This window comes from Pedobacter sp. 22163 (assembly GCF_052045595.1).
In the GTDB taxonomy this organism is placed as follows: Bacteria; Bacteroidota; Bacteroidia; order Sphingobacteriales; family Sphingobacteriaceae; genus Pedobacter.
This window is the reverse complement of the sequence record NZ_JBQEPM010000011.1, coordinates 36,482-50,741: the sequence shown is the minus strand read 5'-3', so window position 1 is coordinate 50,741 and position 14,260 is coordinate 36,482. Positions and strand designations below refer to the sequence as shown.

The window sequence follows — 14,260 nt, the reverse complement described above, 5'->3', positions numbered from 1 at the left end:
CTCTTTTAACGAAGCTGCAATTATAAGCGATTAATATTTATATTCAAAATGATAGCTACCTGAGCCTATTTCTTCTTTTTTATCGGTTTTCGGCAATACCACTGTAGCGGTTGCATTGGCAGGAACGGTTACATCGAGCTTAAAAATACCATCTGCAATTGTCCATGATGATTTAACAGTACCATACACCGTTTCCAGCTCTGCTGATGCGCTGGTTAATTTTCCTCCTGGTCTCGGTGCAATTAAAATGGTTTTGTAACCTGGTTGTGCTGATACCGGATTAATGCCGGCAATATTTTTATACATCCAATCGCCAATAGCTCCGTAGGCATAATGGTTAAAAGAATTCATATCAGCCGTTTGGAAAGATCCATCTTGTTTAATACCGTCCCAACGCTCCCAGATGGTGGTTGCCCCCATTTTAACCGGATATAACCACGAAGGGTAACTTTCTTGAAGTAACAGATCGTAAGCTACATCTTCGTGTCCAAAACGGCTTAACACGTGGCAAAGGTATGGCGTGCCCAAAAAACCTGTCGTCAGGTGGTTTCCGTAATCTTTTACATTATCTACCAATCTTTGTGCAGCTTGTGCACGTAGGTTTTCAGGCAGCATATCAAACTGTAAGGCCAAAACATATGCCGTTTGGGTGTTAGAGATCAGCTTTCCATTCGGCGTCATATTTTCTTTGATATAAGCCGCTTTAATCTGCTCCAATAGTGCAGTATATTTGGTTATATCTTCTGTTTTGCCCAATACCTTTGCTGCATTTATAAGCAACTGTGTAGAATGCGCATAAAATGTTTGGGCAATCATATACTTATCTGTTACCGCGGCACGGCCATCATTATCATCATTAGGACGGTAAAACAACCAATCGCCAAAGTGGAAGCCAGTGTTCCAAAGGTTGTTCTTTGCCACTGAAGAAATATAATCAACCCACTTTTTCATACTGCCATACTGCGTTTCCAATATGCCTTTATCTCCATACGAAACATACATATCCCAGGGGATAATAGTGGCGACATCGGCCCAACCAGCAGAACCTGCATCATTTTGGTTCAGCACATTTGGAACAACAAAAGGAACGCTGCCGTTAGGAAGCTGATCTGCAGAAACATCTTTTAGCCATTTGGTAAAAAAGCCCGATACATCCATGTTATATGCAGCTGTTGTGGCAAACGCCTGTGCATCACCCGTCCAGCCTAAACGTTCGTCTCTTTGGGGACAATCTGTCGGCACGTCAACAAAATTTCCTTTCTGCCCCCATGAAATGTTATGCTGCAATTGATTGAGCAAAGGATTTGAAGTCGTGAATTTTCCGCTGGTTTTCATATCCGAATAAATAGCTACAGCGCTAAGGTTTTCCAGTTTTAGCTCGCCAGGGTATCCATCTATTTTGACGTACCTAAACCCCTGAAAAGAAAAATGAGGTTCGAATACCTGTTCGGTTCCGCCTTTTAAAATATAATTGTTCTGTTGCTTGGCCGACCTGAGGTTAGTGGTATAAAAATTTCCTTCTTTGGTTAATACCTCAGCATGGCTAATGGTAATTTTGGTACCTGCCGCACCTTTGGCTTTTAACATTACCCAGCCCACTAAGTTCTGCCCAAAATCAACCACGGTTTCACCTTTTGGGGTTTTAAATATTTTTAAGGCTTTAAACGTTTCGTGTTTGCTTACCTGCGGTCCGCTCATCCCAACCAGCTTTTCGGGTCCCTTGGCAAGCTCCTGCACAGGTTTCCAGGAAGTATGTTCTTTAAAGCCAATATTATTCCAGCCCTGGGGCTCTAAACGGGCATCGTAGGTTTCTCCGTCATAAATATTAGAGGCAAGTATTGGTCCATAGCCTGTTTTCCAGCTATTATCGCTTATAATGGTTTCTGTGGTTCCATCTGTATATTCCACTTCCAGTTGCAGCAATAAAGCCCTCGTATCGCCATAAAATTGTTTTTGATTACTAAACCCGATACGTCCCTTGTACCAGCCATCGCCCAGTGAAACGCCAATTACGTTGGCCCCTTTCTTTAGCGATTGCTTAACATCGTAAACCTGATATTGAATATGATCTTTATAACTTGTCCACCCTGGCATAAAATAAGCATCGCTAACGCGCCCGCCATTAATATTGGCCTCATACAAACCCTTAGCAGTAATGTAAGCCATGGCAGATTTCACTTCTTTTTTCAGGTTAAATTCTTTTCTGAAAAGTGGACTGGCCAGGGAAGTATCTTTTCCTGCTACAGAAATCCATTTTGCAGTCCAATCCTCAGGTTTTAAACCTGTTTGAAAAAACTGAACCGGCGACCATGCAGATGTATTTCCGTGGTTATCTTTTACCCTAACCTGCCAGTAGTATCTAGTTTTTGAGGATAGCCCGGGGCCGTCGTAGGCAATCAATACAGATTGATCATCTTTTACCGCAGCCTTCCATAAAACTTTATCAATATTTGCTGTTGTACCCAGTCTGATTTCGAAATTGCGCTGTTTGGTATTTTTTAGATCCGAAATAATTTTCCAGCTAAATCTGGGTTTTGGATTATCAATACTAAAAGGATTTACTAAATGCTCAACGGTTAAATCTTTTACCGAGATTTTCTGTGCTAAAACATTAGTTGTAAATAAAAACAATAAGGTAAGGGTAGTTATTGTGCCTGAGGTACGGAAATTCTTGTTCATATTGGTTAGCGTTAATTTTTTAGTCTTAACTGTACGATAATCAGAAATATTATTTAACCAACCATCCTGTACTGTTATGAAAAATTAAGCGTTAGCACAACGACAATAATTAACAAAACACTATTTATCAAATACTTACAACTACAAACTAATATTAAAAGAATATAGCTTATCGATTCATTAACCGGGCAACATATTTACCAATAATATCGAATTCTAAATTTACGGTATCGCCAACTTCAACTTCCTGTAAATTGGTATGTTCGAAAGTATAAGGAATGATAAATACCGAAAACTCGTCTGGCTCAGAATTTACAACGGTTAGGCTAATGCCGTTTACACAGGCTGACCCCTTTTCTACGGTTACATTTCCGGCTGAAGCATCATATTTAAAGCGGTATTCCCAGCTACCGTCCAGTGCTTCACGTTTCACGCAAACAGCAGTCTGGTCTACATGGCCCTGCACAATATGACCATCTAAACGGGCATTCATCTGCATGCAGCGCTCAAGGTTAACTTTACTGCCTACTTTTAAACCATCGAGATTGGTTTTGTTTAGCGTTTCATCTATAGCGGTAACGGTATGTGTTCCATCATTTAAGGCCACCACTGTCAGGCATACCCCATTATGGGCTACACTTTGATCGATTTTCAGCTCATGGCTAATTGCAGAAGAGATGGTAAAGTGGATATTGGTATGGTCGTTTTTAATGGCAGTAACTTCGCCAAGTGTTTCTATAATTCCTGTGAACATTTTTTTATTTATTAAAATATCAGGTTAAAACTTAACCTATTTTTCGCTTTATGCTTTTCCGCCCAACTAAGCCATAGCAGCATATCCTCGTTCTACTTAAATCCGGCCTAACAAATTTTTCGGGCTGCACTGCCCAAGCCAACCTACTCGCTTCGAAAGAAAAATTTTCAGCCGGTGTTTTTTGTTTCTTTTTGACATCAAAAAGAAAGAGCCCATCGGCGGCGGCGAGCCGAGGCCGGCCTGTGCTAATGGGAAAAAACAATTAACTATTAAACGATGAATTAAAACTCGAAATGACGATTATCGCAATAACGAATTTTATAATTTATTAGCAAGAAAGATACTGAAACAAGTTCAGCATGACGATCTCATTAAAAGTATATTAATATTTCAATCTATTTTTTCTCCAATCAGAGCTATTTTTAACTGCTGTACCGCCCAAATTCACCTCCTTTTTATCAAACAGTTTTGCAGCAATTACCGCGGCAATTAAGGCTTCTGTTTCATCCTGTACCTTTAAATTTTCGGGCTTAAAGTATTTACCTACAAAATGCGTATCGAAATTACCCGTTTTAAAAGCATCATGCTGCATCACAAATTTACCAAAACCCAAAGTAGTTTCTATCCCTGTAATATCATATTCTTCAATCGCTCTCACCATTCGCTCAATAGCCTCTTCCCTATCTTTACCATAAGTGATCAGTTTGGCAATCATCGGATCATAATAAATCGGGATTTCCATGCCTTGCTCAAAGCCATCATCAACCCTTACCCCATTGCCCTTGGGTGTATTATAGGTTTGCAACACACCAATATCAGGCAAGAAGTTATTTGCCGGGTCTTCAGCATAAACGCGAAGTTCTATTGCATGACCATTGATTTTTAAGTCTTCCTGACTAAAGCTCAGCTTTTCGCCAGAGGCAATTTTTAGCTGTTCTTTTACCAGATCTATACCTGTAATTAATTCAGTTACCGGATGTTCTACCTGTAGGCGGGTATTCATTTCCAGGAAAAAGAAATCGAGGTGCTCATCCAAAATAAACTCAACGGTACCTGCGCCGGTATAATTAACCGAACGCGCTACATCTACCGCACACTTACCCATCTGCTGCCTGATTTCTTCAGTTAAAACCGATGAGGGTGCTTCTTCTACTACTTTTTGGTGACGGCGTTGTACAGAGCATTCCCGTTCAAAAAGATGAACAATATTACCATGGCTATCGCCCAAAACCTGTATTTCGATGTGCCTTGGCGAAGTAACATATCGTTCAATAAAAACGGCTCCGTCGCCAAAGGCTGAGGTAGCTTCGCTTACGGCAAGCTGCATCTGTTCTTCAAAATCTTCAGCCCGCTCTACAATACGCATCCCCTTACCTCCACCTCCTGCAGCTGCTTTGATTAAAATCGGAAAGCCAACTTCGATAGCGCGTTGTTTTGCTTCGTTTACATCCTGTATGGCTTCTTCCGTTCCCGGAACCATCGGGATGTTATATTTTAAAGCGGCTGCCTTTGCAGATAGTTTGTTACCCATGGTTTCCATGGCCTGCGGTGAAGGACCAACCAGGATAAGTCCGGCATCGGCAACTTTTTGTGCAAAACCTGCATTTTCAGACAAAAAACCATAGCCTGGGTGAATGGCCTCTGCACCAGTTAATTTACAGGCCTCGATAATCTTCTCACCCACCAGGTAACTTTGATTAGACGGGGCTGGCCCGATACAAACCGCTTCATCGGCATAACGTACATGCAGTGCATTACGATCTGCTTCTGAAAAAACTGCAACTGTTTTGATGCCCATTTCCTTCGCAGAGCGCATAATACGCAAGGCGATTTCGCCACGGTTAGCGATTAAAAGTTTGGAGATTGGGCTTATGAGTTTGGAGTGGTTAGACATTTGGCTAGACTTATAATCTTATTAAACCGGACTATTGACCATTAACTATTTAACTATTGGCTAAAAATTTCGGACTTCCGTCTCCGGACTCCCGACTATACCTACAAATGTAATATTATTTCGATTGCCTGATCGATCATTTCGGCACTTAGATCCAGGTGTGTTACCAAACGAATGGTGCTGGCACTGGTGGTATTGCAATGCAGTCCTTTTTCTTTAAACTGGTGTACAATCTTCTCTGCCGATCCCTTTTCCACCTCGAAAATAACAATATTGGTTTCTACAGGCATTACCGATTTCACATATTTTGCAGTGGCTAAAGCATTTGCCAAAGCCTGCGCATGGGCATGATCGTCTTTTAAGCGTGTTACGTGATGATCGAGTGCATAAATGCCAGCGGCAGCCAAAAAACCTGCCTGGCGCATGCCTCCACCGAAAGCTTTCCTAATTTTTCGGGCTTTATGGATCATCTGTTTGCTGCCCAATAGCACAGAGCCAACTGGCGCACCAAGTCCTTTAGATAGGCAGACCGAAATCCCATCAAAATATTTTCCGTACTCGCCTGCCTCATCGCCTGTAGCCACAAGTGCATTAAAAATACGCGCACCGTCTAAATGCAGTTTCAATCCTTTTATATTACAGAGGTGATGGATCGGGGCAATCTGCGATAAGGTATAACAGCTTCCTCCACCTTTATTTACTGTATTTTCTAAAACAACCAAACTTGAATTGGGATAATGGATATTATCTTCATTGATTTCGGGTTCAATTAGCTCTGGCGTCAAAATTCCACGTTCGCCATGCAACAATCTTACCGATGCACCCGAGTGATAGGCAATACCTCCGATTTCGTAGCGGTAAACATGTGCGGTCTGATCGCAGATCACCTCATCCATGGGCTGGGTAAAACACTTGATCGCAATCTGGTTGGTCATCGTTCCTGATGGACAAAATAATCCGGCTTCCATATTAAAGGTCGAAGCCAGTTTTGTCTCCAACGCATGCACCGTTTCATCTTCACCAAAAACGTCGTCGCCCACTTTTGCATTCATCATGGCATCTAACATTCCGGCAGTAGGTTTGGTTACCGTATCACTCCTGAAATCTAAAAATCTGTTGTTCATTTCGCTATCTGGTTGTAAAATATTATTGATGTTAAAAAAAAAGACCAATGCCCTTTCTGGTATAATTTTAAGGTTTTTCGGCGATTAAACGCCCTATATAGTGTATTTTTTACACACTTAATTTTCGATAACAACAAATTGTTAAAAAATTATTAAAAAAAAGGATACAAAATATAAGACTTTTTATACTTTTATCGTGCTAAAACCAAAAATAAATAAAATGATAGTAATTGCAGACGGCGGATCTACCAAAACAAATTGGTGTTTGATTAACGAGGCCGGCAGAAAAATTTACTTTAACACCGAAGGTTACAATCCATATTTTTCTAAAGGAGAGTACATTGTAAAGTCTTTGAATGAGACTCTTCCAGACCACTTGGAAAGAGAGAAATTAACAGCAGTTTATTACTACGGTGCCGGCTGTTCTACACCTGCAAATGTTAAGATTGTGGCCGATGCCATGCAACAGATCTTCACCAATGCAACCATTTTTGTAGGCCATGATTTACTTGCTTCATCTAGAGCACTTCTTGGAAACGAGCCAGGATTTGCTGCTATTTTAGGCACGGGTACAAATTCATGCCTTTATGATGGATCTGAAATTACCATGAACATCGATTCATTAGGTTATTTCCTAGGTGATGAAGGTAGCGGTTCGTACATCGGTAAACGCATTTTAAGCGATTACATGAAAGGTTACATGCCGAAAGGACTACGTGAAGCTTTTTACGATAACTACGCTTTAACCAACGAAGATATTTTCGATAACATTTATAATAAGCCACTGCCAAACCGTTTCTGCGCAAGCTTTAGTAAATTCTTATACGATTTTAAAGATAACTACGAAGATTATGCTTTTGCTACCATTGATTATGCTTTTACTGCATTTTTCGAAGCACTGGTAATCCACTATCCTAACTACAAAGACCACAAATTAAACTGTGTGGGTTCTGTAGGTTATAGTTTCCGCGATATTTTAAGTATTGTAGCCGACCGTTACGAAATGGGCGTGGGCAAAATTATCCGCTCACCTATAGATGATCTGGTACATTATCACCTGGAGTTAGCTCCTAAAGCTTAGTTCGGAGTTGGGAGTTCTCAGTTTGGAGTTTCCAGTTCTGAATCCGTAGTCTTCAGTCCTAAGTTTGGAGTCCAGAGTCAATACAAAATATAATACAAGCATTAAAAAAACCGGTTTGAAGATCAAACCGGTTTTTTATTTTCTATAACTGATGGAATTTCTTTAGTCTTTTGTCCTTCAAATTTAGTCTCTCATCTTGGTCTTTCTGGGTTCCAATCTCAGGTCTCAAATCTAATATCTCAAATTTATACCTTAACTTTAGTTTTTTACTCCAGTCGCTCCACGCCTAACGCGCTCCGCTAGAACGAGATCTCCTTACCAAAAAGCTTCGCATACTTACGCTTATCAAAACGGTACAAAGTAGCCGCGCGATAAGAAACACCTTTCTGTTTTTCGTCAAGCTCTTTTAGTACACCAAAACTCACAATCTTTTTTCTAAAGTTCCTTTTATCGAGTTTTTTACCCAAAACCAGTTCATAAACATGCTGCAACTGTGTTAAGGTAAATTTCTCTGGCAAGAGTTCGAAAGCAATTGGCTGGTGTTTAATCCGGCGTTTTATTTTTTCTAATCCTTTATCATAAATTTTCTGGTGATCGAAAGCCAGTTTAGGCAGATCGGTAATCGGCAGCCAATTGGCGCGTTTGGCATAAGTACTGATCGGGCGTAGTTCTTTATCTCCACCCAAACGGATCAAAGCATAATAAGCCAGAGTAATTACCCTTCCTTGCGGGTGCCTGTGCGGATCGCCAAAAGCATAATACTGCTCCATATAAATACCGCGCAAACCGGTAAGTTCGTACAAAATGCGGGAGGCTGATTGATCTAAACTTTCATCAGGGCCAACAATGTTACCGGGCAATGCCCACCAATCTTTAAACGGTTCTTCATTCCTTTCGATCAGTAGGATTTTTAATTCCTTACCATCAAATCCAAACAAAACGCAATCTATCGAGAATACAGAATCTAAATGAGGTAAAATTTGTTCCAAAGTAAAATTTAGTTATTTTAAGCAGATAAAGGTATGACTTTCAATATTAAGTAAAAAAAATAAAATAAATTACTTAGTGTAAAAAATACACACTATATTCGTGTTATAAAGATGGAGCCAAATATAAAAAATATAGCTGTATTAACTTCTGGAGGCGATGCCCCAGGAATGAATGCCGCAATCAGAGCTGTTGTACGTACCGGAATTTACCATGGCATCAACATGTTTGGTGTAATGCAAGGTTACCAGGGTTTAATTACCGACAACATAAAACCAATGGACGCCCGTTCTGTAAGTAATATTTTACACTTGGGCGGAACCATATTAAAAACTGCGCGCTGTTTAGAGTTTAAAACAGACGAAGGTCAACAGATTGCCTACAATAACTTAAAGAAAAACGGTATTGATGGACTAGTGGTAATCGGTGGCGATGGAACATTCACCGGCGCTAAACGTTTTTCGGAAACTTTTGGAGTTAAGGTAATCGGTATACCGGGTACAATTGATAACGACTTAGTTGGATCTGATTTTACTTTAGGTTACGATACTGCCATTAACACTGTAATTGAAGCGATCGATAAAATCAGGGATACTGCCGATGCCCACGACCGTTTGTTCTTTATAGAAGTAATGGGTCGCGATTCGGGATGTATTGCACTAAGAAGTTCGATTGCCAGTGGTGCCGAAGCTGTTTTATTACCTGAAAAGGAAACCAGCGTTAACGAATTGATTAATAAACTGGCCTTAGGCGCAGCTACAAAAAAATCATCGAGTATTGTTATCGTGGCCGAAGGCCATAAACAAGGCGGCGCTTATGATATTGCAAAAAAGGTAAAAGAAACTTTTGATCATTACGATACCAAAGTAACTATACTTGGCCACCTTCAACGTGGTGGCAGCCCAAGCAGTTTCGACAGAATTTTGGGCAGTCGTTTAGGTTTTGCCGCAGTAAATGCGTTAATTGCAGGCCAAACGGAGCAAATGGTAGGCTTAAAAGGAAACGAAATAAAATTAACCAGCATAAGAGAGGCTTTAACCGCTCATTCTTTTAAACTCGAGCCCGATTTAATGGAAATGACAGAGGTACTTTCAATATAATATGGTAGCAGTTGTTTATAGCGGATCGAAAACAGCATTTTGGAAAATAACACAAAATGGACAGGTAGTGGCACATTGCAATACTACCGGCTTAAACCCCTGCTTTGTTGATCCAAAAACGATCTTACAGATTTTAAACAAAAAAGTTGCCTTGGTTAACAATGCGGAAAACATAAAGAAAATTTATTTCTTTGCGGCCGGAGCATCATCAGCAGACAGAAAAGAGGAATTAGCCAAAACCCTCGCATCATTTTTCAAATACAGCAAAATTGTTGTGGAGAATGATTTATTCGGCGCCGCCAAAGCCGCTTGTTATGATCAACCCGGGATTGTTGGCATGTTGGGCAGTGGCGCACATTGCGCTTACTTTGATGGAAAAAAGCCAGTAAATAATAACTTTGGATTAGGTTATATCTTAGGCGACGAAGGTTCTTCAAATTACTTTGGAAAAATACTCCTAAGGGAATTCTTGAGCCTTAAAATGCCTAAAGACATTGAAACCAAATTCACACTAACCTACAATCTGGACCGCCCTCAAATATTAGAACGTATTTACAATAAGCCACAGGCGAATATATTTTTAACCTCATTTTTCGATTTCTTTACCCACAACAGTAAACACGAATATATCCGTAAGCTGATTGATGGAGGATTTGAAAAATATATCGAAACTTATGTTTTGCCGATGGCAGAGAAATATAACGACCGGGAGATACATATTGTAGGTAAAGTAGGCGCCGAGCTCGAAGACCGGTTAAGGTTGGTAGCGGGCAGATACGACATAAAAATTAAAAGCATTATTAAAGAACCAATACAAAATTTATTAAAACATTACATTAATTAACAGAACAATGAGCAAAATTGGAATAAACGGCTTTGGCCGTATTGGCCGACTGGTTTTCAGAGCCGCATTAAAAAGAGGATTAGATATTGTAGCGATTAACGATTTGATCGAGCCAGATTATATGGCCTACATGTTAAAATATGATACTACACATGGCAAATTCGATGGCACTATTGAAGTTGTTGATGGTAATTTAGTGGTTAATGGTAAAACAATCCGCGTAACCGCAGAAAGAAATCCAGCTGATTTAAAATGGGATGCTGTAGGAGTTGAGGTAGTAATCGAATCTACAGGTTTGTTCTTAACCCGTGCTGATGCTGAAAAACACATCGCTGCAGGTGCTAAAAAAGTAGTTTTCTCTGCTCCTGCTAAAGATGGCGACATCCCTACTTATGTAATGGGCGTTAACCACCATAAATTAACTGCAGATCAAACTATTGTTTCTAATGCATCTTGTACTACAAACTGTTTAGCACCAATTGCTAAAGTTTTAAACGATAACTTTGGTATTGTTGAAGGTTTAATGAGCACAATCCATGCTGTAACTGCAACTCAAAAAACAGTTGATGGTCCTTCGGCCAAAGATTGGAGAGGTGGCCGTGGTGGTTTCTCTAACATTATCCCTTCTTCTACAGGTGCTGCTAAAGCAGTAGGTATGGTTTTACCTGAATTAAAAGGTAAATTAACCGGTATGTCTTTCCGTGTTCCTGTTGCTGATGTTTCAGTAGTAGATTTAACTGCACGTTTAGAAAAACCAGCAACTTATGAGCAAATTAAAGCGGCTATGAAAGCAGCTTCTGAAGGCGAATTAAAAGGTGTGTTGGCTTATACTGAAGACGAAGTTGTTTCTTCTGACTTTATCGGTGATGACCACGCATCTATTTTTGATGCAAAAGCTGGTATCTCACTGAATGATAATTTCGTTAAAGTGGTATCTTGGTACGATAACGAGTGGGGATATTCTTCTGCACTAGCTAAATTTGTAGAATATTACGCAAGTTTGTAAACAAAAAGTGCTTTAAGCGCTTTTCAAAGCTATATAAAAGGCAACATTATTCATTTAATGTTGCCTTTTTGTTTTAAACACAATTTTCACCTATAAAATTTGATTTCAAAACCATCTCTAAAATTTATTTTATTCAATTTATACATCAAAAATTCACTCAACCACCCGTAAAAATTAAAAAATCACCAATAAATTTCGAAAAATCAACTTTTAACCAGCAATTAAACAAACGTTTGACTAAATCGTACCATAAATTGACAATATTTAACAATTAGTTAACATATTTTTCTGCTATATTTGCAACACAGTCGTTTTAAACACCAAAATCTTCTACAAAAGGGTCGGTAAATAAAAAATGACAAAAAAAATACTTAAAATTTTCTTAGTGTATTTTTTACACTATCAAATTTTTTACTATATTTGTAGAGTAATAAACGGAACGATGTTTATCACCACTAAAAAAGATAAATCATTTTCTTGAAAAACCCCGGTTTAGATAGAAGATTAAAGACAAAGCCTGGCTCATAACAGGTTTATATTTGGTTAGAAAAAAGAGACAAGTCTGGATAGATTGTCTCTTTTCTTATTTAAAGGGTATTTGTATACGATAGCATTAAAAATGTTCGAGTACGGAAGGTCTTTTAAATTTCAATTATCAGTTCTTTATCATAACCGTTATACTTTTCGCTAATATATCCGTGTGGATTACAAATAACTTCAGTTTCATCAACATTATATCTTACAGGAGTATGAACATGCCCATGTATCCAATATGCAGGCTTGTATTGCCTAATCACATCTTCAAGATCTGATGCATAGGCCGAAGCAACCGGATCCGCTCTATATTCTTCTGGTACAGACCTTATACTTGGCGCATGATGGGTAATAACAATGTTTTTATATCCCTTTGACTCTTCAAGGCTTTTCCGCAGCCATTTTTTAGAAATCTGATGGATTTTATAGGTGTCAATTGTCCTTAATTTTGAGTACGAAGGGTCCCTTCTAATCATCCGGTAATCATTCATTTTACTCTGACAAATTATACCATATTCTACCGGATTTCCAAATAGCGAAAAATCAGTCCATAAAGTCGCCCCATGAAACCTTATCCCTTCGAGTTCAATACGATCATTCTCCAGCACACTAACATTAGAACCTCTCGATGCTTCTATTATTTTACTGAGCGTGTTGGGATATGTTCCTTTATAATATTCGTGGTTGCCTAAAACATAAATTACAGGTTTATCTGGAATATTTTCTTTAATCCATTCTATACCTTTTGTACCCAAATTGATGTCGCCTGCCAGAATGACCAGATCAGCATTTCTGAAAGATAATTCAGAAACACCAAATTCCTGGTGTAAATCACTTATGATCTGTATTTTCATTTATTCGGTTGATCTCCCAATTATTTTATGTCGCCAAACAGCAATCACATTGGTATCAGCATGATGCTCTTCAGGATTATTTTCCAATAGAAGTTTCTTTATTTCATATGCTTTTTTAAAGTCACCAATAAGCCCTTTATCGTTTAAATCTGACGGCAGAAATGATTCATCAAAACCGCCGCAATTGGTTAAAGCACTAATATCAAATTCCTGATCCAATAGTTCATAACCTACAAATTCGTACCCTTCAACCAAGATATCGTTACATGCCCGATCTGGCTCTACAACAACAATCAAGAGATTAAATTTATTTCGAGGAACCATCCGTCTAAAAACGTAATCGACTGTTGTAAAAAAGTTAGTCTGATACAATTCTGCAACATGGATAAAATCCCAGTCCTCGCCATTGTTGTAATCTGGCTCAACTAAAACCTCATTTAGCATTCCGTCAAGCGAAACAAGCTCGGTTAAATGGGGCAACTTTGCCCATTCGATATATTTATCCCAAGGCATCCCCTCCTGATCAAAATTTTTATCGTATGTTCCACGTGCGGTATATAAAAACGTCATCTATTATTATTTTCTATTGAGCCATTGCCCGTGAATAATCGCTTCACACTTTCTAAACTACCTCAATCCCCAAATGTTTATACGGCTCCAGGATCGTGTTATTGGGATCGGTTTCGGTAATGATTACATCTACATCGGTAACCGGGCAAACATAGTAAGGCTCTACCGTATTTATTTTCTCGAGTGCGGATAGCGCAATGGTTTTTTGCGCCTGGTTAATCATGACGTTGTTCAGCTGGGCATCTTCATATATAATAGAAGTAATCCCCATGCTATTGTGCAAACTACAGATACCAAGCATACAAACATCGGCCCTAACCTTTCTAAAAGTATCGATAGTTTCTTGCCCCATGGTGGTAAATGCGGTTTTATGCAATCTTCCGCCCGCAAATATCACTTCGGCATTGGGGTGGTCTTCCAAAATATTGGCAACGGGAAAGCTATTGGTAATAATGGTGATTTTTAAATCTTTAGGCAATGCGGCAGCCAGCGCTACTACCGAGGTACCACCATCGAAAAATACCACCTGACCATCTTTCAAAAACGCTAAAGCTTTGTTTGCAATAACCTGTTTGTGCTGCTGATTGTACTTTTCCCTATCCCGGTAATGCTGTGGAATGGGCGAATGGGAAATTGCGCCACCCCGAACCGCCCTAAGCAGCCCTTGCATGTCGAGCTCCTTAATATCACGGCGAACCGTATCTTCTGATACATTTAACAATGTGCTCAATTCGTTCAACCGCACCTTGGTGTCTTTTTCCAGGGTATTGATAATGATCTGTAGACGCTCTTCTTTTACCATATTACTGCAATATATTGCAAATATATAAATT

The 14,260-nt window shown here is 39.3% G+C and carries 12 protein-coding genes; 4 read left to right on the top strand and 8 right to left on the bottom strand.

What is annotated here, in order from left to right:
• Positions 1-30 precede the first annotated feature (30 nt).
• From ACTJKN_RS23595 to ACTJKN_RS23580, 4 genes are all read right to left on the bottom strand, one after another.
• A complete protein-coding gene (locus ACTJKN_RS23595; protein WP_440828153.1) occupies positions 31-2,679 on the bottom strand; it encodes a family 78 glycoside hydrolase catalytic domain in 2,649 nt (882 codons plus the stop codon).
• A gap of 169 nt (positions 2,680-2,848) precedes the next feature.
• Positions 2,849-3,433 (bottom strand): riboflavin synthase, encoded by a 585-nt coding sequence (locus ACTJKN_RS23590; RefSeq protein WP_440828152.1) that lies wholly within the window; start codon positions 3,431-3,433, stop codon positions 2,849-2,851.
• 382 nt (positions 3,434-3,815) lie between these two features.
• Positions 3,816-5,327 (bottom strand): acetyl-CoA carboxylase biotin carboxylase subunit, encoded by a 1,512-nt coding sequence (gene accC / locus ACTJKN_RS23585; protein ID WP_440828151.1) that lies wholly within the window; start codon positions 5,325-5,327, stop codon positions 3,816-3,818.
• A gap of 101 nt (positions 5,328-5,428) precedes the next feature.
• Entirely contained in the window at positions 5,429-6,451 is a 1,023-nt protein-coding gene (locus ACTJKN_RS23580; protein ID WP_440828150.1) for a threonine aldolase family protein, read from the bottom strand.
• 220 nt (positions 6,452-6,671) lie between these two features.
• On the opposite strand from ACTJKN_RS23580, the gene ACTJKN_RS23575 reads away from it, so the two are divergent.
• A complete protein-coding gene (locus ACTJKN_RS23575; RefSeq protein WP_055915110.1) occupies positions 6,672-7,532 on the top strand; it encodes a hypothetical protein in 861 nt (286 codons plus the stop codon).
• Positions 7,533-7,831: 299 nt separating this feature from the next.
• Here the strand turns inward: ACTJKN_RS23575 and ACTJKN_RS23570 are convergent, their stop codons facing one another.
• Entirely contained in the window at positions 7,832-8,521 is a 690-nt protein-coding gene (locus tag ACTJKN_RS23570; protein WP_051692040.1) for an NUDIX hydrolase, read from the bottom strand.
• A 111-nt stretch (positions 8,522-8,632) separates the two neighbouring features.
• Here ACTJKN_RS23570 and pfkA point away from each other — a divergent pair, with 111 nt between their 5' ends.
• From pfkA to gap, 3 genes are read left to right on the top strand one after another with little or no spacing between them, the layout of a single operon-like run.
• Positions 8,633-9,619: a 6-phosphofructokinase gene (gene pfkA, locus ACTJKN_RS23565; protein ID WP_440828149.1), complete on the top strand. Its 987-nt coding sequence runs from the start codon at positions 8,633-8,635 to the stop codon at positions 9,617-9,619.
• Between the two features lies 1 nt (position 9,620).
• Entirely contained in the window at positions 9,621-10,463 is an 843-nt protein-coding gene (locus ACTJKN_RS23560; protein WP_440828148.1) for a hypothetical protein, read from the top strand.
• A gap of 7 nt (positions 10,464-10,470) precedes the next feature.
• Positions 10,471-11,469: a type I glyceraldehyde-3-phosphate dehydrogenase gene (gene gap, locus ACTJKN_RS23555; protein ID WP_029280245.1), complete on the top strand. Its 999-nt coding sequence runs from the start codon at positions 10,471-10,473 to the stop codon at positions 11,467-11,469.
• 641 nt (positions 11,470-12,110) lie between these two features.
• Here gap and ACTJKN_RS23550 read toward each other — a convergent pair.
• From ACTJKN_RS23550 to ACTJKN_RS23540, 3 genes are read right to left on the bottom strand one after another with little or no spacing between them, the layout of a single operon-like run.
• Complete coding sequence (locus tag ACTJKN_RS23550) at positions 12,111-12,857, bottom strand: metallophosphoesterase (protein ID WP_440828147.1); 747 nt, start codon at positions 12,855-12,857, stop codon at positions 12,111-12,113.
• Positions 12,858-13,427, bottom strand: coding sequence for a hypothetical protein (locus tag ACTJKN_RS23545; RefSeq protein ID WP_440828146.1), 570 nt, complete (start codon positions 13,425-13,427; stop codon positions 12,858-12,860).
• Between the two features lie 52 nt (positions 13,428-13,479).
• Positions 13,480-14,229, bottom strand: a complete 750-nt coding sequence (locus tag ACTJKN_RS23540; RefSeq protein ID WP_440828145.1) for a DeoR/GlpR family DNA-binding transcription regulator — start codon at positions 14,227-14,229, stop codon at positions 13,480-13,482.
• Positions 14,230-14,260: the final 31 nt, after the last annotated feature.

Bases quoted from the DNA above. Each gene is read 5' to 3' on its own strand.
- ACTJKN_RS23595 (WP_440828153.1), bottom strand. From the start codon at position 2,679: ATGAACAAGAATTTCCGTACCTCAGGCACAATAACTACCCTTACCTTA.
- ACTJKN_RS23590 (WP_440828152.1), bottom strand. From the start codon at position 3,433: ATGTTCACAGGAATTATAGAAACACTTGGCGAAGTTACTGCCATTAAA.
- accC (WP_440828151.1), bottom strand. From the start codon at position 5,327: ATGTCTAACCACTCCAAACTCATAAGCCCAATCTCCAAACTTTTAATC.
- ACTJKN_RS23580 (WP_440828150.1), bottom strand. From the start codon at position 6,451: ATGAACAACAGATTTTTAGATTTCAGGAGTGATACGGTAACCAAACCT.
- ACTJKN_RS23575 (WP_055915110.1), top strand. From the start codon at position 6,672: ATGATAGTAATTGCAGACGGCGGATCTACCAAAACAAATTGGTGTTTG.
- pfkA (WP_440828149.1), top strand. From the start codon at position 8,633: ATGGAGCCAAATATAAAAAATATAGCTGTATTAACTTCTGGAGGCGAT.
- ACTJKN_RS23560 (WP_440828148.1), top strand. From the start codon at position 9,621: ATGGTAGCAGTTGTTTATAGCGGATCGAAAACAGCATTTTGGAAAATA.
- gap (WP_029280245.1), top strand. From the start codon at position 10,471: ATGAGCAAAATTGGAATAAACGGCTTTGGCCGTATTGGCCGACTGGTT.
- ACTJKN_RS23550 (WP_440828147.1), bottom strand. From the start codon at position 12,857: ATGAAAATACAGATCATAAGTGATTTACACCAGGAATTTGGTGTTTCT.
- ACTJKN_RS23545 (WP_440828146.1), bottom strand. From the start codon at position 13,427: ATGACGTTTTTATATACCGCACGTGGAACATACGATAAAAATTTTGAT.
- ACTJKN_RS23540 (WP_440828145.1), bottom strand. From the start codon at position 14,229: ATGGTAAAAGAAGAGCGTCTACAGATCATTATCAATACCCTGGAAAAA.